Annotated in this window: 18 protein-coding genes; 6 read left to right on the top strand and 12 right to left on the bottom strand. The window is 69.8% G+C overall.

Annotated features, from left to right (window positions below; all coding sequences use genetic code 11):
- Nucleotides 1-47: 47 nt before the first annotated feature.
- The 9 genes from AB0H56_RS02715 to AB0H56_RS02675 all read right to left on the bottom strand — a co-directional run bounded on the left by AB0H56_RS02715 (nt 48) and on the right by AB0H56_RS02675 (nt 8,240).
- Nucleotides 48-707 (bottom strand): MspA family porin, encoded by a 660-nt coding sequence (locus AB0H56_RS02715; RefSeq protein WP_357156356.1) that lies wholly within the window; start codon nt 705-707, stop codon nt 48-50.
- A 62-nt stretch (nt 708-769) separates the two neighbouring features.
- Nucleotides 770-1,438: an MspA family porin gene (locus AB0H56_RS02710; protein WP_357156354.1), complete on the bottom strand. Its 669-nt coding sequence runs from the start codon at nt 1,436-1,438 to the stop codon at nt 770-772.
- A 304-nt stretch (nt 1,439-1,742) separates the two neighbouring features.
- The gene (locus tag AB0H56_RS02705) at nt 1,743-2,402 is read right to left on the bottom strand and encodes an MspA family porin (protein ID WP_233000773.1); all 660 of its coding nucleotides are present in this window, start codon (nt 2,400-2,402) and stop codon (nt 1,743-1,745) included.
- 65 nt (nt 2,403-2,467) lie between these two features.
- The gene (locus AB0H56_RS02700) at nt 2,468-3,145 is read right to left on the bottom strand and encodes an MspA family porin (protein WP_357156352.1); all 678 of its coding nucleotides are present in this window, start codon (nt 3,143-3,145) and stop codon (nt 2,468-2,470) included.
- 521 nt (nt 3,146-3,666) lie between these two features.
- Nucleotides 3,667-3,852 carry a hypothetical protein gene (locus tag AB0H56_RS02695; RefSeq protein WP_357156350.1) on the bottom strand — a complete coding sequence of 62 codons (186 nt, stop codon included), beginning with the start codon at nt 3,850-3,852 and terminating at the stop codon, nt 3,667-3,669.
- 11 nt (nt 3,853-3,863) lie between these two features.
- A complete protein-coding gene (locus AB0H56_RS02690; protein ID WP_357157820.1) occupies nt 3,864-4,406 on the bottom strand; it encodes a MogA/MoaB family molybdenum cofactor biosynthesis protein in 543 nt (180 codons plus the stop codon).
- Nucleotides 4,406-5,998: a trypsin-like peptidase domain-containing protein gene (locus tag AB0H56_RS02685; protein ID WP_357156348.1), complete on the bottom strand. Its 1,593-nt coding sequence runs from the start codon at nt 5,996-5,998 to the stop codon at nt 4,406-4,408. Before AB0H56_RS02685 ends, AB0H56_RS02690 begins: the two co-directional genes overlap by 1 nt.
- Nucleotides 5,999-6,094: 96 nt before the next feature.
- Nucleotides 6,095-7,543 carry a HAMP domain-containing sensor histidine kinase gene (locus AB0H56_RS02680; RefSeq protein WP_357156346.1) on the bottom strand — a complete coding sequence of 483 codons (1,449 nt, stop codon included), beginning with the start codon at nt 7,541-7,543 and terminating at the stop codon, nt 6,095-6,097.
- Between the two features lie 10 nt (nt 7,544-7,553).
- Nucleotides 7,554-8,240, bottom strand: a complete 687-nt coding sequence (locus AB0H56_RS02675; protein WP_110039720.1) for a response regulator transcription factor — start codon at nt 8,238-8,240, stop codon at nt 7,554-7,556.
- A gap of 257 nt (nt 8,241-8,497) precedes the next feature.
- Between AB0H56_RS02675 and AB0H56_RS02670 the strand changes: the two genes are divergently transcribed.
- From AB0H56_RS02670 to AB0H56_RS02645, 6 genes are all read left to right on the top strand, one after another.
- On the top strand, nt 8,498-11,512 hold the full coding sequence (locus AB0H56_RS02670; protein ID WP_357156344.1) for a sensor histidine kinase: 3,015 nt from the start codon (nt 8,498-8,500) through the stop codon (nt 11,510-11,512).
- A complete protein-coding gene (locus AB0H56_RS02665) occupies nt 11,509-11,913 on the top strand; it encodes a roadblock/LC7 domain-containing protein (protein WP_110039718.1) in 405 nt (134 codons plus the stop codon). The genes AB0H56_RS02670 and AB0H56_RS02665 overlap by 4 nt, the downstream gene beginning before the upstream one ends.
- Nucleotides 11,914-11,919: 6 nt before the next feature.
- Nucleotides 11,920-12,291, top strand: a complete 372-nt coding sequence (locus tag AB0H56_RS02660) for a DUF742 domain-containing protein (protein WP_110039717.1) — start codon at nt 11,920-11,922, stop codon at nt 12,289-12,291.
- Nucleotides 12,292-12,295: 4 nt separating this feature from the next.
- Nucleotides 12,296-12,895, top strand: coding sequence for an ATP/GTP-binding protein (locus tag AB0H56_RS02655; protein ID WP_110039847.1), 600 nt, complete (start codon nt 12,296-12,298; stop codon nt 12,893-12,895).
- Nucleotides 12,888-13,679: an MHYT domain-containing protein gene (locus tag AB0H56_RS02650; RefSeq protein ID WP_357156341.1), complete on the top strand. Its 792-nt coding sequence runs from the start codon at nt 12,888-12,890 to the stop codon at nt 13,677-13,679. Before AB0H56_RS02655 ends, AB0H56_RS02650 begins: the two co-directional genes overlap by 8 nt.
- A 452-nt stretch (nt 13,680-14,131) precedes the next feature.
- Nucleotides 14,132-14,356 carry a hypothetical protein gene (locus tag AB0H56_RS02645; RefSeq protein WP_280222447.1) on the top strand — a complete coding sequence of 75 codons (225 nt, stop codon included), beginning with the start codon at nt 14,132-14,134 and terminating at the stop codon, nt 14,354-14,356.
- Between the two features lie 99 nt (nt 14,357-14,455).
- Here the strand turns inward: AB0H56_RS02645 and rpmF are convergent, their stop codons facing one another.
- From rpmF to AB0H56_RS02630, 3 genes are read right to left on the bottom strand one after another with little or no spacing between them, the layout of a single operon-like run.
- On the bottom strand, nt 14,456-14,629 hold the full coding sequence (gene rpmF / locus AB0H56_RS02640) for a 50S ribosomal protein L32 (protein ID WP_110039714.1): 174 nt from the start codon (nt 14,627-14,629) through the stop codon (nt 14,456-14,458).
- A 3-nt stretch (nt 14,630-14,632) separates the two neighbouring features.
- Entirely contained in the window at nt 14,633-14,899 is a 267-nt protein-coding gene (locus AB0H56_RS02635) for a type B 50S ribosomal protein L31 (protein ID WP_110039713.1), read from the bottom strand.
- The gene (locus tag AB0H56_RS02630; RefSeq protein WP_357156339.1) at nt 14,896-16,200 is read right to left on the bottom strand and encodes a GTP-binding protein; all 1,305 of its coding nucleotides are present in this window, start codon (nt 16,198-16,200) and stop codon (nt 14,896-14,898) included. Before AB0H56_RS02630 ends, AB0H56_RS02635 begins: the two co-directional genes overlap by 4 nt.
- Nucleotides 16,201-16,218: the final 18 nt, after the last annotated feature.

Raw genomic sequence — 16,218 nt, 5'->3', positions numbered from 1 at the left:
GCCCCCGGCGGATGCCGAGGGCCCGAGAATTCCCGCGTCGTGAAAACTCAGCCGAGGCTGAACGGCTGGCCCCACAGCGTGACCCAGCTGATCACGTTGTCGGTCTCGACCTCGACGCTGACGAACGAGCGCGCCTGGGCGTAGCCGCCGCAGCCGCTCAGGCCGATGGTCTCGTCGGCCCAGGTCACCGAGCCGCTGCCGCCCTTGAAGGAATTGCGGGTCTTGTGCGACTCGTTGCCGTAGTCGTCGGCCTGCTCCAGGTCGAGCACGTAGAACGACTTCGCCTGGCCGGGGCCGAGGGACAGTTCGCCACCGGTGGTGACGCCGCCGGAGGCTTCGCCTTCGTAAGGCTGCTCGCCCTCCGCGCCGCCCTCGACGCCGCCGCCGGAGATGTTCACCTGGCAGCCCACGGTGTAGCCCGGGAAGATCTTCCCGCCACCGTCACCGGACACGCTCACCTGCGCGCTACCCGACACCCAGGCATTGCGGTGCGCGGGTGTGGAGCCGAGCGACGGATTGATATTGGCCGATTCGCCCACCAGGCTGATGTCGACGACGGTGCCGTCGGACAGCGTCTTGGTGATGTGCCCGCCCGGCAGCGGAACGAAGGTGTCGGCATTGGCCGCACCCGTGGAGAGCAAACCCAACGCCACGGTCGCGGCGGCCGTGAAACCGGCCGCGCGCGCCATGCTCTTACGGTTGATCATCACAGTTGACCCCTCGAGGGTGAATTCGTGTGAACGAGCGAAAGTTTGGTGTGGTCGCGCGGTCAGCCGATGCTGAACGGCTGGCCGTACAGGCTGGTCTTGGAGTAGTGGTCGCCGATGATCTCGACGACGGTGTAGGAGCGGGCCTGTGCGTACCCGGCGCAGCCCTGGATCTGGATCTCGGCGTCCTGGTACTCGACCGAGTAGACGCCCGGCTTCAGGATGTCCTTGGCGTCGATCTGCACGAAGGCCACCTCACCGGGGCCGAGGTTCAGGCCGATGGAGCCACCCGCGCTGACGCCACCACTGGAGACGCCGCCCGAGAGCCCGGCGCCGATCGCGTCGTCGGCGATGCTCACCTGGCAACCGACGATGTAGCCCGTGTTCAGGTTCGACGCGCCGTGCGTCGACGAGTTGTTGGAGCCGGGCCGGTTGGACGGACCGTTGTACGGGCCGACCTCGCCCTCCGGCGTCTCCGTGACGTCGGCGCGCGCGTTGCCCGATACCCAGACCACGCGTCCGGCGCCGTTGGCGGCCAGCGACGGGGAGACGAGCGCATGCTCGCCGGTCCTGCTCAGGGTGACGCCGGGGCCCTGCTTGTGGCCGTCCGGCAGCGGCACGAAGGTGTCCGCGTTGGCTGCACCGGCCGACAGGAGGCCCATCGTCACGGCCACAGCGGCGCCCGCGCTCCAGGCGCCGCGACGCACGCGGTTGGTGCGGTTCTCGCTCATACTTCCCCTCGAGGTGTACGCAAAATCGACCTCGACCGTCGAGGCCGATATCTGTGCTGCGCCCGGACCCAGCCCAGGCGCGTCCGCAGACGGCGCCGCTGGCAACAGGGCGGATTCGCCCAGCCGGGAGGTCTATCGAGAAAGCTGAAAGTCAGAAAACTTCGCGTGATACTGACTGCGAGGCAGTCAATTCGCCACAAACATAATGAGGCGGCCCGGCAATGTCCAGCGCAAGCGAATCGTTGACGCAACAAAAACGGGCCGGTCGCAAACGCGACCGGCCCGTTTCCGGGGATTCGAACTATCAGCCGAGGCTGAAGGGCTGGCCCCACAGCGTCACCCAGCTGATGACGTTGTCGGTCTCGACCTCGACGCTGACGAAGGCGCGCGCCTGGGCGTAGCCGGCGCAGCCGCTCAGGCCGATGGTGGAGTCCTGCCAGGTCACCGAGCCGGAGCCGTTCTTGAACTTGTTGTTCTTGCTGTGCGACTCGTTGCCGTAGTCGTCAGCGACCTCGCGGTCGAGGATGTAGAACGACTTCGCCTGGCCGGGGCCGAGCGAGAGCTCGCCGCCGGTGCCGATGCCGCCGGCCGCGTTGCCCTCCCAGTCGCTCTCGACGTTGCCCTCACCGGAGACACCGCCACCGGCGATGTTCACCTGGCAACCCACGGTGTAGCCCGGGTAGATCTTGCCGCTGCCGCCGTCGGAGACGGTGACCTGCGCGGTGCCGGAGACCCACGAGTTGCGGTGCACCGGAGTGGAGCCCATCGACGGGCTGATGAGAGCCGACTCGCCCACCAGGCTGATGTCGACGACGGTGCCGTCGGACAGGGTCTTGGTGATGTGGCCGCCCGGCAGCGGAACGAAGGTGTCGGCGTTGGCCGCGCCCGTGGAGAACAGGCCGACAGCCACGGTGGCCGCGGCGCTGAGGCCCGCCATCCGCGCCATGAACTTACGGTTGATCATAGGATTTGTCCCTCGAGGATTGAGTTCGCCGCAGCGAGAAGAAGATTCGTCAGATTCGAAAGACGTCAGCCGATGCTGAACGGCATGCCGTAGAGGGTGGTCTTCGAGTAGTGGTCGCCGATGATCTCGACCACGGTGTACGCCCGGGCCTGCGCGTAGCCGGCGCAGCCCTGGATCTCGATTTCCGCGTCCTGGTAATCGATGGCGTAGGTGCCGGCCTTCTGGATGTCCTTCGAGCTGATCTGGACGAACTTGACCTCGCCCGGGCCCAGGTTGACACCGATCGAGCCGCCGGCGCTCACGCCGCCGGTGCTCACGCCGCCGGAGACACCGGCGCCGATGGCGTCATCGGCGATGCTCACCTGGCAACCGACGATGTAGCCGGTGTTCAGCTGGGAGGTGCCGTGGGTGGAGGAGTTGTTGGAGCCGGGGCGGCCGGACGGACCGTTCCAGGGGCCGACCTCGCCCTCGGGGGTGGCGGCGACCTCGGCGATCGCGGAGCCGGAGACCCAGACGACGCGACCCGCACCGTTGGCGGCCAACGACGGCGAGATCAGAGCGCTCTCGTGCGTGCGGGTGATGGTCACATTCGGACCGACCTTCTGTCCGTCCGGCAACGGCACGAAGGTGTCGGCATTGGCGGCACCGGTCGACAGCAGGCCGAAAGCCACGGCGGCCGCGGCAGCGCCGACGCCCGCGGCACGGGCGCCGCGGCGCACACCGGTGGTGCGGTTCTCGCTCATACTTCCCCTCATCAGGTGTCTAACAGCCGGTCTCGACTTTCGAGACCGGACGGGTGGACCTCACAGGCCCAGCTCAGTGTGTCGCCCCTTTGTTGCCGTTACGTAACCAACTGTTATTTCGACGATACGGCCGGGGCCGGTGTGACGAACCCGAGCCAGGGTTCCACCGGGTGGTTCAACGCATAGAAGTGGGGTACTGCGGGGACCGATAGTTGATGGCTCGATGGCGAACATTAAACGCTCAGATGATGTTCAGGCAACGAAACAGTTCGTAAATTTCATAGTGACCCCCACCACACAGCCGGACATCGTCACATGCTTTGACGTGCATTTATGCATTCGGCAGCCGGTGTGTTAAGGCCGATTGACCGGTACCGCCGGTACGCAGGTTGGGATCCCGAACACGACAAAGGACCACGCTTTCGCGTGGTCCTGGGAAATTGCCTCGGTTACTCACCGGTACAGAAACCGGCATTTCGGTCCGGGTGTTTTACCCGGAGACCCCGTGGGTAACGGTGCGGTCACCCGTGGTGCGGGGGAACCTGGGATCGTAACCATTCGTCGTTGTCCGGGGCGCCCGCGGCGTCGCCGCGCTCGTCACCGGTGGTCTCGGGCAGCACGTCACCGAAGATTCTGGCCAGCCGCGCGGCCTCGGCGGCCTTGCGGCGGGCCGCCTCGGGATCCCGCGGGGACGTGCTGTCCGACATGGCCATCGGCCTCATTCGTCCAATCCGGAGAGCTCGCCGATCACCCGGCTCGCGAGCGGGCCGAGGGTGGCCATGCCGTCGCGGATCGCCGAGCGGGTGCCCGGCAGGTTCACCACCAGGGTGCTGCCGGAGATGCCCGCGACACCGCGCGAGAGACCGGCGTCGAGCGAACCGGCCACCCGGCCGGACGCGCGCAGCGCCTCGGTGATGCCGGGCAGTTCCCGGTCGAGCACCTCGGTGGTGGCCTCCGGGGTGACATCGCGCGGCGACATCCCGGTGCCGCCGACCGAGATCACCAGATCGACGCCGCCGATCACCGCGGTGTTGAGCGCGTTGCGGATCTCGACCTCCTCGGCCTGCACCGTCACCGACGCGTCGACGAGGAAGCCCGCTTCGCTGAGCAACTCGGTGACGAGCGGGCCGAGTGAATCCACTCCGCCGTGCGCCGTCCGATCGTCGACGACAACAACCAGTGCACGCCCTGCCACGGGAGCATCGATGTCCATGCTCATCACCGTAGCGCCTACGCACGACAGTGCCGCGCTCGAACGCATCATCGGCCGCCCTCCGCCGCCGCGCCCGTCAGGGTGACCTCGACGGTCTTGGCGTTGCCGCCCTGCTCGTCGGTGTAGGTGAGCTTCACCTTGTCGCCCGGCTGATGCGAGCGGACCGCCGCGATCAGCGCGTCGCCGGAATCGATGGGCCGATCGTCGAGCCTGGTGACCACCGCGCCCGCGGGCACACCCGCCTTGTCGGCCGGACTGCCCGGCGTCACCTCGAGTACGCGGGCCGCGGTGTCCTGGGGCCGCAGTTTGATGCCGATCTGGGCGTAGGTGGCGTGGCCGGTCTTGATCAGTTCGTCGGCGACCCGGCGAGCCTGGTCCACCGGGATCGCGAAGCCGAGGCCGATCGAGCCGCTCTGCGCGCCGGTCGCCTCGCCGCCGAGGCTGGCGATGGCGGTGTTGATGCCGATCAGCTTGCCCTGAGCGTCGACCAGCGCGCCGCCGGAGTTGCCCGGGTTGATCGCGGCGTCGGTCTGGATCGCGTCGATCACCGGATTCACCTGGCTCGGCGCGCCCTCGCCACTGGTGGAGACCGGGCGGTTCATCGCCGACACGATGCCGGTGGTGACCGTGCCCGCGAGGCCGAGCGGCGAACCGATGGCGATCACCGGCTGACCCACCGCGAGACCGTCGGAGGTGCCGAGTTCGATCGGGGTGAGACCGGTCTTGCCGCTCACCTTGATCACGGCCAGATCGGAGACCGGGTCGGCGCCGATCATGGTCGCGGGCGCGGAACTCCCGTCGCTGAACACCACTTCCATCTTCGCCGCGGAGCCGGCCCCGGCCGCGACGTGGTTGTTGGTGAGGATCAGGCCGTCGGAGGACAGCACGACGCCGGAGCCCTCCCCCGAGGCGCGCGCCCCGGCCACCTTGATCATCACCACGCTCGGCAGCACCCGCTGGGCAACCGCCTGGGTGGACCCGGCGGGCGCGTTGGCGACGTTGTTGACGTTGGGCTTGGGCGCGTCGAGCGCGTTGGTCACCGGCGCCGACTCCGAGCCGGTCGCGAGCGCTCCGACGACACCGCCGATGCCACCGCTGACGAGGGCCAGCGCGGTCGCCCCCGCGACGAGGCCGAGGCGCAGCGGCTTGCGTTGCGGTGCGGGCGCCTGGGCGACATAGGGACCGGCTTGACCACCCTGCGGCGGGTATCCGTAGCCGGGCATGGGCGCGGTGTGCTGCGCCTCCGCCGTCCCGAAATGCTGCGCCCCGCTCTGCTGCGCCACGCCCTGGTGCTGCGCGATGCGCTCGTGCTGCGCCGCACCCTGGTACTGCGCGCCGCCCTGGTGCGGTGCTGCGCCCTCGTGCTGTGCTGCGCCCTGGTGCTGCGGCGCGCCGTAGGACTGACCGGCTCCGTGATGTTGGGAGCGGTCGGTCGTCGCGTCGTAGGGCGGCACCGGCGCGCCGGGCTGCCCGCCGCCGGGAAGCGGGGCGGTGGCATCGGGATGCGCGCTGCCGTGGGTCGGCGCGGCTGCTCCGGTCTCGGGGGCAGGCTGTCCCGGTGCCGGGAACGGTTGATCCGTGCCGCCCGCCGCGGGATCGCCGGACTGATCAGCGGGGCGCTGCTGGGGATCGTCGGTCATGGTTGCTGTCTCCTCACGCTTGCTGACCAGCTTCCTGACGGGTACTGAGAAGCGGCTGAGATCGGGCCGTCAGTTCGCCGAGACTCCCGGCCCCGATCAGATCGTTCCCGCGTCCTCCGGCACCGGCGCCTCGCCGGGCAGCACGATGCGGACCAGCGTGCCACCGCGGTCGGAGGTGTCGACCGCGATCGTGCCGCCGTGCTTGGTGACGACCTGCTTGACGATCGCCAGCCCCAGCCCGGAGCCGGGCATCGAGCGCGACGCCGTGGTCCGGTAGAAGCGCTCGAAGACCAGTTCGCGTTCCCCCGGCGGGATGCCGGGGCCCGCGTCGGCGACCGCGAGTTCGAGCAGACCGGGACCGGCCGGGCGCATGCTGATCCGGACCTCGGCGTCGGGCGGGCTCCACTTGGCCGCGTTGTCGAGGACGTTGAGGACCGCGCGTTCGAGCCCGGCCTCGTGCCCGTAGACGAACCACGGACGCAGCTCGGCGGCGAAGGTGATGCCGGTGCCGCGGCGGCGTGCCCGTTCCAGCGCGCGCTCGGCCACCTCGCCCAGATCGACGCGCTCGTAGACGGTTTCCGGCGCGTCCTCGCGGGCCAGGTCGACCAGGTCGCCGACCAGGGTGGACAGCTCCTCGATCTGCGCGACGACATCGGCGCGCAGCTCGGCCATGTCCTCGTCGGGCAGCTGCGGCGCGCCGGGACGGCCGGAGGCGATGAGCAGCTCCATGTTGGTGCGCAGCGAGGTGAGCGGCGTGCGCAGCTCGTGGCCGGCGTCGGCGACGAGCCTGCGCTGCCGGTCGCGCGACTCGGCCAGCGCGCGCAGCATCGTGTTGAAACTCTCGGTGAGCCTTGCCAATTCGTCGTCACCGGTGACGGGGATCGGGGTGAGGTCGTCGGTGCGGGCGACGCGTTCGGTGGCGGCGGTGAGCCGCGCGATGGGGCGCAGGCCCGTCCGGCCGACGGCGGTACCGGCCGCGGCGGCGAGCACCACGCCGCAGGCGCCGACGACGAACAGCAGCCAGGCCAGCCGGTCGAGGACCTCGCGGGTGCGGTAGAGCTTCTGCGAGATGATCAGCGTCGCGCCGCTGTGGGTGCGCACGGCGAGCACGCGCTGATCACCGACGGTGCGCAGCGAGGAGTTGAGCTTGCCGTCGGCGACGGCGAGCTCCTGGACGCCCACGGGCGGGATCGTCTGCTGCGGCGGCATGTACGGCTTGTGGTCGGCGTAGATCAGCGCGACACCGACGTCGTTGGAGAACAGCCCGGCCAGCACGATCGACTGGAAGCCGAGCGTCTCGAAATTGTTGTTGATCATGGTCGCCGCGCGCGCCTCCAGCTGGGCGTCGACGTCGGCGTAGAGCGCGCGCGCCACCATCGCGTAGGCCGCGATCGAGGTGACCGCGACGGCGATGAGCACCACCGACGCCGCCAGCAGCGTCACCCGCCAGCGCAGCGAGACCGAGCGGGTCAGCGGCATCGGCGGTCGCATCTCCCCCGTGTCGGGAGGGCGCAGGACCGCGACGGCCGGCTCCTTGTGTGCCATTCCCCGCCGCCTACGGAGGGGTCTCGCGCAGTACGTAGCCGACGCCACGCACGGTGTGGATCAGACGTTCCTCGCCGTCGGCCTCGGTCTTGCGGCGCAGATAGCCGATGTAGACCTCGAGCGCGTTGCCGGAGGTGGGAAAGTCGTAGCCCCAGACCTCCTCGAGGATCCGCCCGCGGGTGAGCACCCGGCGTGGATTGGCCATCAACATCTCCAGCAGCGAGAACTCGGTGCGGGTGAGACTGATGGCGCGTTCGCCGCGCGAGACCTCGCGTGTCACCGGATCCAGCGACAAGTCAGCGAACACCATCGCCTCCGACGCCTCACCCGGATCGGGCGCGCGACGGCGCAGCAGCGCGCGTAAACGCGCCAGCAATTCCTCCAACGCGAAAGGTTTCGGCAAATAATCGTCGGCGCCCGCGTCGAGCCCGGCCACCCGTTCGGAGACCGAATCGCGCGCGGTCAAAACGAGAATCGGCAGATCGTCGCCGGTGCTGCGCAGCCTGCGGCACACTTCCAGGCCGTCCAGGCGCGGCATCATCACGTCGAGGACGAGGGCGTCGGGCCTGGCAGCGGCCACTTTTTCCAACGCGTCCATGCCGTCCACCGCCAGGTCGACGGTGTAGCCGTTGAAGCTCAGCGACCGGCGCAGTGATTCCCGCACGGCGCGATCGTCGTCGACTACCAGAATGCGCATGTGCCCAGTTTGCCGTGGCCGACTGAGAACGCACTGAGAGGGGGCGGCGCGTTGCCAGTCACAGGTGTCGCGGAGCATCATTGTGGCAGCGCATATTCGGCGAATTTCCCACGGCGTGGCCCGGATTGCCGATCCCTACCCAGCACGGTATCTTTCCTGCGGAAAAAGAAGACCTCCAGTTGGTTCTGCGCTGCATCGCTCCGCGACCTCCCCGCGCGGGCCGGGGTCACACGTGGAAGCAGAGGCAACGCACGCGGATGGAACCTGCATCGCGCTCCTGGCAATTCAGCCTGTCGAACTGGTCCGTCACCCGCAAGGTCGGCGTCGTGCTGGTGCTGCCGGTGATGCTGGCGACCACCTTCGCCGTCCTGCGTATCAACAACGAGCTGCAGACGATGACCCAGCTCGGCGCCGCCACCGAGCAAGCCACCGTCATCCGGCCGGTCGTCAAATTCGCCACCGCGACCGAACAACTCGCCGTCGCCGCGACGGCCAACTGGGGCGCGATCGCCGACCCGCAGACCGACGCCGCGCTCACCACCTACGACCAGGCGCTGGCGGAGGTCCAGAACGCGCTGCGCTCGGCGACGATCGACCCCGAGGTCGCCAGTGAGCTGACCGCGGCCACCGCCACCGGCGCCACCCTGCGCAACACGGTGCGCGGCGGATCGCCCGCGATGGTCGGTGAACAGACCGACGAGATCGGTGAGCGGATCGGCAACGCGCTGTCGAAGACCCCACAGGTCGACGACTTCATCGTGCAGCGCTACTTCCTCCAGCTGACCGCGCTGCACCAGGCCCGCCGGGTGCTCACCCGCGAGCGCACCCTGGTGGTCTCCCCCGACGCGGGCCGCAGCCAGAGCGCCCGCGCGCAGATGCTCGTCGAGCTCGGTTCCGAGTCGACCATGATCAAGACCTACGGCATGATCCTGCCGCAGAACGCGGGCGCCATGGCCTCGCTGCTGGACGCGGTGCAGACCAGGATCAGCGTGTTCAGCCAGAACAACGGCGACCCGACCACCAACGCCGCGGTGCTCAACACCCTGCAGGTGAGCGCCGACACCTACGCCTCGAGCATCGCCTCGCTGCTCGACCTCATCGACCACACCCTCGACGAGAACACCGCGACCGCGCAGACCGGCGCGCTGCGCGAGACCACCCTCGTGCTCGGCATGCTGCTCGCAGGCCTCGCGCTGGCGCTGGCCGTGGCCCGCACACTCGTCGTGCCGGTGCGCAGGCTGCGCCGCGACGCGCTCGAGGTGGCGCACGTGAAGCTGCCCGACGAGCTGGCCGTGGTCCGCAGCGGCGGCGCGACGCCCGAGATCGCGCCGGTCGGCGTCCATTCCACCGACGAGGTCGGCCAGCTCGCCCGCGCCGTCGACGAGATCCACGAGCAGGCCCTCAACCTGGCCGCCGACCAGGCCCGCCTGCGCCTGCAGATCGGCAACATGTTCGAGACGCTCTCGCGGCGCAGCCAGTCGCTGGTCGAGCAGCAGCTCGCGCTCATCGAGGAGCTCGAGCACGACGAGGACAACCCGTCGCGGCTGCAGACGCTGTTCCGCCTCGACCACCTCGCCACCCGCATGCGCCGCAACGGCGACAACCTGCTCGTGCTCGCGGGCACCGTGCTGCGCCGCGGCCACCTGCCCCCGGTGCCGCTGTCGGACATGCTCTGGAGCGCGGTCTCGCAGGTGGAGGACTACCAGCGCGTCGAGATCGGCAACGTGCCCGACGGCGTGGTCGCCGGTGAATCCGCGGTCGACATCGAGCACCTGCTCGCCGAGCTGATCGACAACGCGCTGCGATACTCCCCGCCGAGCACCTCGGTGGCGGTGATCGTCGGCCGCGCGGTCGACGGCGGCTATCTCATCGAGATCACCGACCGCGGCCTCGGCATGTCGGCCGAAGACCTGCAGACCACCAACGACCGGCTCGCCTCCGGTGGCGAGGTCACCATCGAAACCGCACGTCGCATGGGTCTTTTCGTGGTCGGCAGGCTCGCCAAGCGGCACACCATCACCGTCAGCCTGCGGCGCACCTCCGGACAGGCGCCACAGCCGGGCATCACCGCGAGCGTGCATCTGCCGAGCGCGCTGGTCGCCCCCGCGCCCGCCGCGGCCGCCGGTCCGGTGACCGGGCCGAACCCGATCGTCTCGACCGGCTCGCACGCGCTGGCGACCGGTCCGCACGCGCTGACTCCCGCCGACATCACCGGGCCCAACCCGATCACCGCCCCTGGCGGTCCCGAACCGCTCGTGCTGCCCGCGCTCAACGGCGCGACGCCGCTGGTGCCGACCGGCCCGGTCGCGCCGGGCTTCGGCGACGACCGGCCGGAGCCGAACATGGCCCCGCTGACCAGTGCCGGGCTGCCGCAACGTCGCCCGGCCGCGGTGCCCGCGCCTCCTCCGGCGCCGACCCCGCTGCCCGTGCCCCCGCCCACCGAGCCGGCCGAGTCCGACGAGCCGACCGGCCTGTGGGCCGAGCACGAGCACGACACCGACGACCTGCCGGTCCGGGCGACCGACGCCCCGGCGAACAACACCGCACCGGCCGGCTTCGCGCCGGACCCCACCCCGACCGGCTACCCGACCGCCCGGTCGAACGACACGGCCTCCAAGGGCTTCCCAGCTGTCGGCGGGTCGGACGACACGCCGTCGAACGGCTTCCCGAGCGTCCCCGAGTCGAGCGGGTCGTCGTCGAACGGCTTCGCCACCACCGGATCGACCGCGAACGGCCCGGTCTCGAACGGCACGTCGACCACGGACGACGCCGAGCCGCGGTCCATCGGCCTGCCCCAGCGTGTCCCCGCCTCGGCGCTGACCGAACTCACCGAAGCTGGCCGCGTGCCCGAGCCGCCGCGCACACTGGCGCCCGCCCCGGCCGCAGAGCCGAAACCGCAGGCGAATCAGCGCCTGCAGCCGGTCACCGGCGAGGCGCCGACCCCCATCTACCAGCGGATGGTCTCGGAATGGCTCGTCGAACCCGCTTCCGCCGGTGCCGATTCCGGTGGCAACGGAGCATCATGGAGTTCCCCCGGCGACGCGGGTTGGTCGGCAGCGGCCAGCGCGGGTAATCCGCCGACGTCCTCGCGCACCGTCGGCGGGCTGCCGATCCGTAAACCGGGCGCTCAGCTCGTCCCCGGCGGGCTCACCCCCGCCGAGGAAGCGGGCCCCCGCGATCCCGAGGAGATCCGAAACAACTTGACCAGACATCTCAGCGGCGTTCGCAGTGGCCGTGCCGAGATCCAGTACAACGACGGAGGCCACGAATGAGCAACGCGCACCCTACGGACGAGAATCTGAACTGGCTGGTCGCCCGCTTCACCCGGGACGTGCCGGGCGTCTCGCACGCGGTCCTGGTCTCGGCCGACGGCCTGCTGCAGGCGACGAGTCCGCATCTACCCGCGGACCGGGCCGAGCAGCTGGCCGCGGTCACCGCGGGCCTGGCGAGCCTGTCGGCGGGTGCGGCGCACCTGTTCGACGGCGGCAAGGTGATGCAGTCGATCGTCGAGATGCAGCGCGGGTACCTGCTGGTGATGAGCGTCGGAAACGGCTCGCACCTGGCGGTTCTGGCCAACAAGAGCCACGACATCGGCCGCATCGGCTACGAGATGGCGTTGCTCGTCGACCGGGTGGGCTCGGCGGTCACCGCCACCGCCCGCACCGCCGGCTGAGGTGAGATGTCGAGCCCGTACGGATCAGAACACCGGCCGACTACCCGGGTCAGGCCCTACGCCCTGACCTCCGGCCGGACCGAGCCCGCGATCGCGCTGCCGCTCGAGGCAGTCGTCGAAACGGTCTCCTACACCGCGCACCTGGAGTGGCCCGCAGGGGATCTGCGCACCGAAATCGTGCGTCTTGGCACACATCGGCTCTCTGTCGCCGAAATCGCGGCATACCTCGGACGCCCACTGGGTATGGTCCGGGTGATGATCGGCGATCTCGTTGTCGGCGGGATTCTCCGAATGCATTCGACGCTGACCGAGCAGGCGAGCTACGACGAACGCCGATCACTGATGGAGAGGACTTTGCGTGGACTCCGTGGCCTCTGAGGGCATGCGACCCCCGGCACCCGATCAGCGGGTCGCGTCGACCAAGATCGTCGTGGCCGGTGGATTCGGCGCGGGCAAAACCACATTCGTCGGGGCGGTGTCGGAGATCGTTCCGCTGCGCACCGAGGCGATGGTGACCCACTTCTCCGACGGCATCGACGATCTCGCCGAGACGCCGGAGAAGGAGACGACCACCGTCGCCATGGACTTCGGCCGCATCGTGCTGCCCGGCAACCTGGTGCTGTACCTGTTCGGCACGCCGGGCCAGAAGCGGTTCTGGTTCATGTGGGACGACCTCATCCGCGGCGCCATCGGCGCGGTGGTGCTGATCGATACCCGCAGGCTGGAGGACAGTTTCGCGGCGGTCGACTTCTTCGAGGCGCGCGGCCTGCCGTTCCTGATCGCGGTCAACCGGTTCCCGAATGCGCCGCGCTTCCCGATCGCGGAACTGCGCGAGGCGCTTTCGGTGCGCGAGGGCATCCCGATCGTCGACATCGACGCGCGCAACGCCGTCGAGGTGCGGCAGGCGCTGGCCGCGGTGACCGAGTACGCCATCGCTCAGCTCGAGCCCCAGCAGTTCGAGGAGGCAGGGCGGCGTGGTTGAGCTGCTCGCCGGGGCCGACGCCGAGACGTTCGGCCGCGGTACCGGCGTCGCCTGGCTCGCGTACGACCTGTCGGCGCTCGGTGCGCTGGTGGCGTTCGCCTGCATACGGCATGCGAAGTATTCGCTGCGATTCCGGATGATCTGGCTGGCGATGGCCGCGGTCTCCCTCGGCGGAGTCGGGATCTGGCTGGCGAATTCGGTGGCCCTGCTCGGCATCCGCGTGCACGACACGACGATGCGATACAACGTGGCGCTCGGCGCGTCGGCATTGGCCATCGCCGTGGTCGGGGTACTCGCCGGCCTGCTGATCAGCGGGCGGACACCGCAGCTGCCACGCCTGGTGGTCGGCGGGCTGACGACGGGCCTGAGCGTCGGCCTGTCCACGTATCTGACGCTGGACGCGCTCACCGTGCAGGGTTCGGTCGACGAAACGCTCGGCCTCATCGGGGTTTCGGTGCTGCTGTCGATGGCGCTGTCCACGGCGACGCTGTGGGCCGCCCAGGTGGTGCGCCCGGTGTGGCTGCGGGTGGTGGCGTCGTTGCTGTTCGGCATCGGCGTCGGCGCCGTGTACTACACCGCTGTCGCCGCGCTGGAGTTCACGCTCGACGCGGGCGGCCGGATCCCGTCCGGGCTGCCGCTGTTCGACCTCGTGTTCCCGATGTTCGTCATCGGCTCGATGGGCCTGACGGTGCCGATCACCGCGGTGCTCATCGCACCGGATCGCCGCGACACGGCCGAGACGCCTGCCCCGCCCGCGGACCGTCGGCGCGCGCTGATCAGCTAACGTCCGGTTTGCCCGGAAACATCGGGGATTTCGGCGCCGGAAACAGGCCCTGAAGTGGCGATGAGCGGGTTCTCCTTACCGGAGAACCCGCCCTCGTGCACGAGAGTACATACCCGGCAAGGACTCCGCATCAGGCGTTCTGGAATTTTCTTGTGCTACAAAACAAACCACAGGTCTGTTACTCGGCGATCAGCAATCCCTCCGCAAGCACGGCGGCCGATTAGCCCCAAGTGGCTCGTGTCACACCAGTAACCACACGATTGCCGCGCTCGGGCCACAGCGCCCTGAACAGGCACGATCCGGCCGACGCAAGGCCCCTGGACAGCCGTGGCCGCCGAACCCGGCGCCCACGGCGCGTTCGGCCCCCACACCGCGGTCGCGCGGGTTATCGTCGCCCAGGGCGCTTTCCGTCTCGCCCGGCACATCCAAGAGGTTCGTTCGAAGGAGTTCGCATGGCCGTCAACGTGGTGCTCGACAAAGTTCTCGACAAGGAATTCGAGAGCAAGACGCTGAAGGAAATCCTCGCCGCGCCGCCGTCGGCCCTGGCCGGCCTCACCGAGGCGCACGACAAGCAGCTGCTCGAGGCGCTCAAGATCAAGACCATCGCCGACCTCGGCAGCAACAAGTTCTTCCAGCTCGCCGCCACCCTGGTCGAATTGGCCGAGCGCGAAGGCTGAAAATTTGGCGGCTGGCGCCGCGGGTTTGCGGCCCCCTTGTGCCGCAAACCGTGGTGGTTGCGGGCCGGATCGGCGTAATTGCCGGTCCGGCCCGTCCACTCAGATTTTCGCTGGATCTATCAAGCCTTTTCGGACCGCGCCGATGATGCGGCGCGGCACCTTGTACTCCACGCCGCCGACCGTCACCGGAACCAGCTGCGGCACTTCCGCTTTCCACTGTGAGCGCCTGCTGCGGGTGTTCGACCGCGACATCCTGCGCTTCGGAACAGCCACCGGTCAGCCCTCCTTGCCCGCGCGGGTGCGCTTGCCGTACTTGCGCTCGAACTTCTCGACCCGGCCCTGGGCGTCGAGCACGCGATGCGCGCCGGTCCAGAACGGGTGCGAATCCGCGGTGACGTCGACCATCAGCAGCGGATAGGTGTTGCCGTCCGACCATTCGACGGTGCGGTCGCTGGTCGCGGTCGACCTGGTCAGGAACTGCTTGCCGGTGCTCGCGTCCTCGAACACGACGGGGTGGTAGTCGGGGTGGATGCCCGCTTTCATGCCGAATCTCCTTTTCGGTTGGTGCGCTCGCTCGCCGCGGCGGGGGCCTCGGCGGGATCGGCGCAGGGGTCTTCGTGCCAGTCGCCGAAGGGGTCCTCCCACAGCGCGACTCGCTCCGGCGCCCGGTCGACCAGCAGCAGCTCGTCGTCCTCCACCAGCGCCCAGTGCAGGGCATGCCGGATCTCGGCCGGGTCGGCGTCGTGCGCCAGGATCACCAGCGACACGTCGCGATCGCCGAAGCGCTCGTCCCAGCGCAGGGCGGCCATCGCCCGCCGGTCCGGATCCGCGTCGGCCTGCTCCTCGGCACTCATGGCGGCCAGCCAGCGGCCCGCGCCGCCGACCCGCAGGCCACCGCCCGCCGATTCGAGCCGCACCACCTGATCCGGCTGGGTGGCCAGCCAGATCCGGCCCCGCGCGCTGACGACGCCGTCGAACAACACGTCGAGCGCGTCGTGCAGCCGCAGCGGATGGAACGGCCTGCGCGCGGCGAATTCGATGAGCGTGACGCCGTGATCGGTGGTCAGCGGCGGCTGACCACGCAGCAGCGGGGCGTGCGCGTCGAAGATCCGGCCGCGGCGCGCGTCGGCGGGGATCCTGGTCAGCAGGGCGCCGACTTCCACCGCGTCGAGGGCGGCGGGATCGTCGAGCCAGGCGATCGGCGCGCCCGGCGCCATCCTGGCGAGCACGGCGTCGAGGCGCTCGCGCTCCATGGCGTCGACCTCGGCGGTCAGCACCACCAGGGCGTCGGCGAAGTCGACCTGGCCGACGGCCACCTGGGCGACGGTGCGCTCGTCGTCGGCCGCGGCGAGGCCGCGGTCGGCCAGCGCCTCGTCGCCGGTCGCGTCGGCCAGCCAGTTCTGCCCGTCGAGGCAGGTCAGCACGGCCTCGATGCGGACGCCGCGGCCCGCTGGTCCGTCGACCCGGTCGGCGACCCCGCTCACCTCGACGGTCTCGATCGCGTGGCACAGCGCCTCGGCCTCGATGGCCGGGTCGAGCGCGAGCACGATGCGGTGGACGTGCTCGCGCGCGGCCAGCGTGCACAGCATCGGCAGCAGGTCGGCGCGCAGCGTGCACGACACGCAGCCGTGCGCCAGCTCCAGCACGGTGGTCGTGACGGCGCCCGCGGTGCGCACCGTGCGGCGCACCACGCCTTCGCGCAGTTCGGCGAGGTCGTGGTACACCACGACGGTGCCCGGATCCTCGCTCAGCGTCGCCGCGATGTGCTCGACGCCGGCCATGGCGGGTCCGGCGAAACCGGCGAGCAGCACGACGGGCGTTCTCCGGTCGGACTGGTCCAGCACCCGATACCCCTTTCGATA

The sequence above is a fragment of the Nocardia sp. NPDC050717 genome, from assembly GCF_040654275.1.
In the GTDB taxonomy this organism is placed as follows: Bacteria; Actinomycetota; Actinomycetes; order Mycobacteriales; family Mycobacteriaceae; genus Nocardia.
Note: the sequence above shows the minus strand (reverse complement) of the source record. Positions and strands in the feature narration are given on the sequence as shown.

What these genes read in the sequence shown, in the direction of transcription:
- AB0H56_RS02715 (WP_357156356.1), bottom strand. Translation starts at nt 707, where the DNA reads ATGATCAACCGTAAGAGCATGGCGCGCGCGGCCGGTTTCACGGCCGCC.
- AB0H56_RS02710 (WP_357156354.1), bottom strand. Translation starts at nt 1,438, where the DNA reads ATGAGCGAGAACCGCACCAACCGCGTGCGTCGCGGCGCCTGGAGCGCG.
- AB0H56_RS02705 (WP_233000773.1), bottom strand. Translation starts at nt 2,402, where the DNA reads ATGATCAACCGTAAGTTCATGGCGCGGATGGCGGGCCTCAGCGCCGCG.
- AB0H56_RS02700 (WP_357156352.1), bottom strand. Translation starts at nt 3,145, where the DNA reads ATGAGCGAGAACCGCACCACCGGTGTGCGCCGCGGCGCCCGTGCCGCG.
- AB0H56_RS02695 (WP_357156350.1), bottom strand. Translation starts at nt 3,852, where the DNA reads ATGTCGGACAGCACGTCCCCGCGGGATCCCGAGGCGGCCCGCCGCAAG.
- AB0H56_RS02690 (WP_357157820.1), bottom strand. Translation starts at nt 4,406, where the DNA reads ATGCGTTCGAGCGCGGCACTGTCGTGCGTAGGCGCTACGGTGATGAGC.
- AB0H56_RS02685 (WP_357156348.1), bottom strand. Translation starts at nt 5,998, where the DNA reads ATGACCGACGATCCCCAGCAGCGCCCCGCTGATCAGTCCGGCGATCCC.
- AB0H56_RS02680 (WP_357156346.1), bottom strand. Translation starts at nt 7,543, where the DNA reads ATGGCACACAAGGAGCCGGCCGTCGCGGTCCTGCGCCCTCCCGACACG.
- AB0H56_RS02675 (WP_110039720.1), bottom strand. Translation starts at nt 8,240, where the DNA reads ATGCGCATTCTGGTAGTCGACGACGATCGCGCCGTGCGGGAATCACTG.
- AB0H56_RS02670 (WP_357156344.1), top strand. Translation starts at nt 8,498, where the DNA reads ATGGAACCTGCATCGCGCTCCTGGCAATTCAGCCTGTCGAACTGGTCC.
- AB0H56_RS02665 (WP_110039718.1), top strand. Translation starts at nt 11,509, where the DNA reads ATGAGCAACGCGCACCCTACGGACGAGAATCTGAACTGGCTGGTCGCC.
- AB0H56_RS02660 (WP_110039717.1), top strand. Translation starts at nt 11,920, where the DNA reads ATGTCGAGCCCGTACGGATCAGAACACCGGCCGACTACCCGGGTCAGG.
- AB0H56_RS02655 (WP_110039847.1), top strand. Translation starts at nt 12,296, where the DNA reads ATGCGACCCCCGGCACCCGATCAGCGGGTCGCGTCGACCAAGATCGTC.
- AB0H56_RS02645 (WP_280222447.1), top strand. Translation starts at nt 14,132, where the DNA reads ATGGCCGTCAACGTGGTGCTCGACAAAGTTCTCGACAAGGAATTCGAG.
- AB0H56_RS02635 (WP_110039713.1), bottom strand. Translation starts at nt 14,899, where the DNA reads ATGAAAGCGGGCATCCACCCCGACTACCACCCCGTCGTGTTCGAGGAC.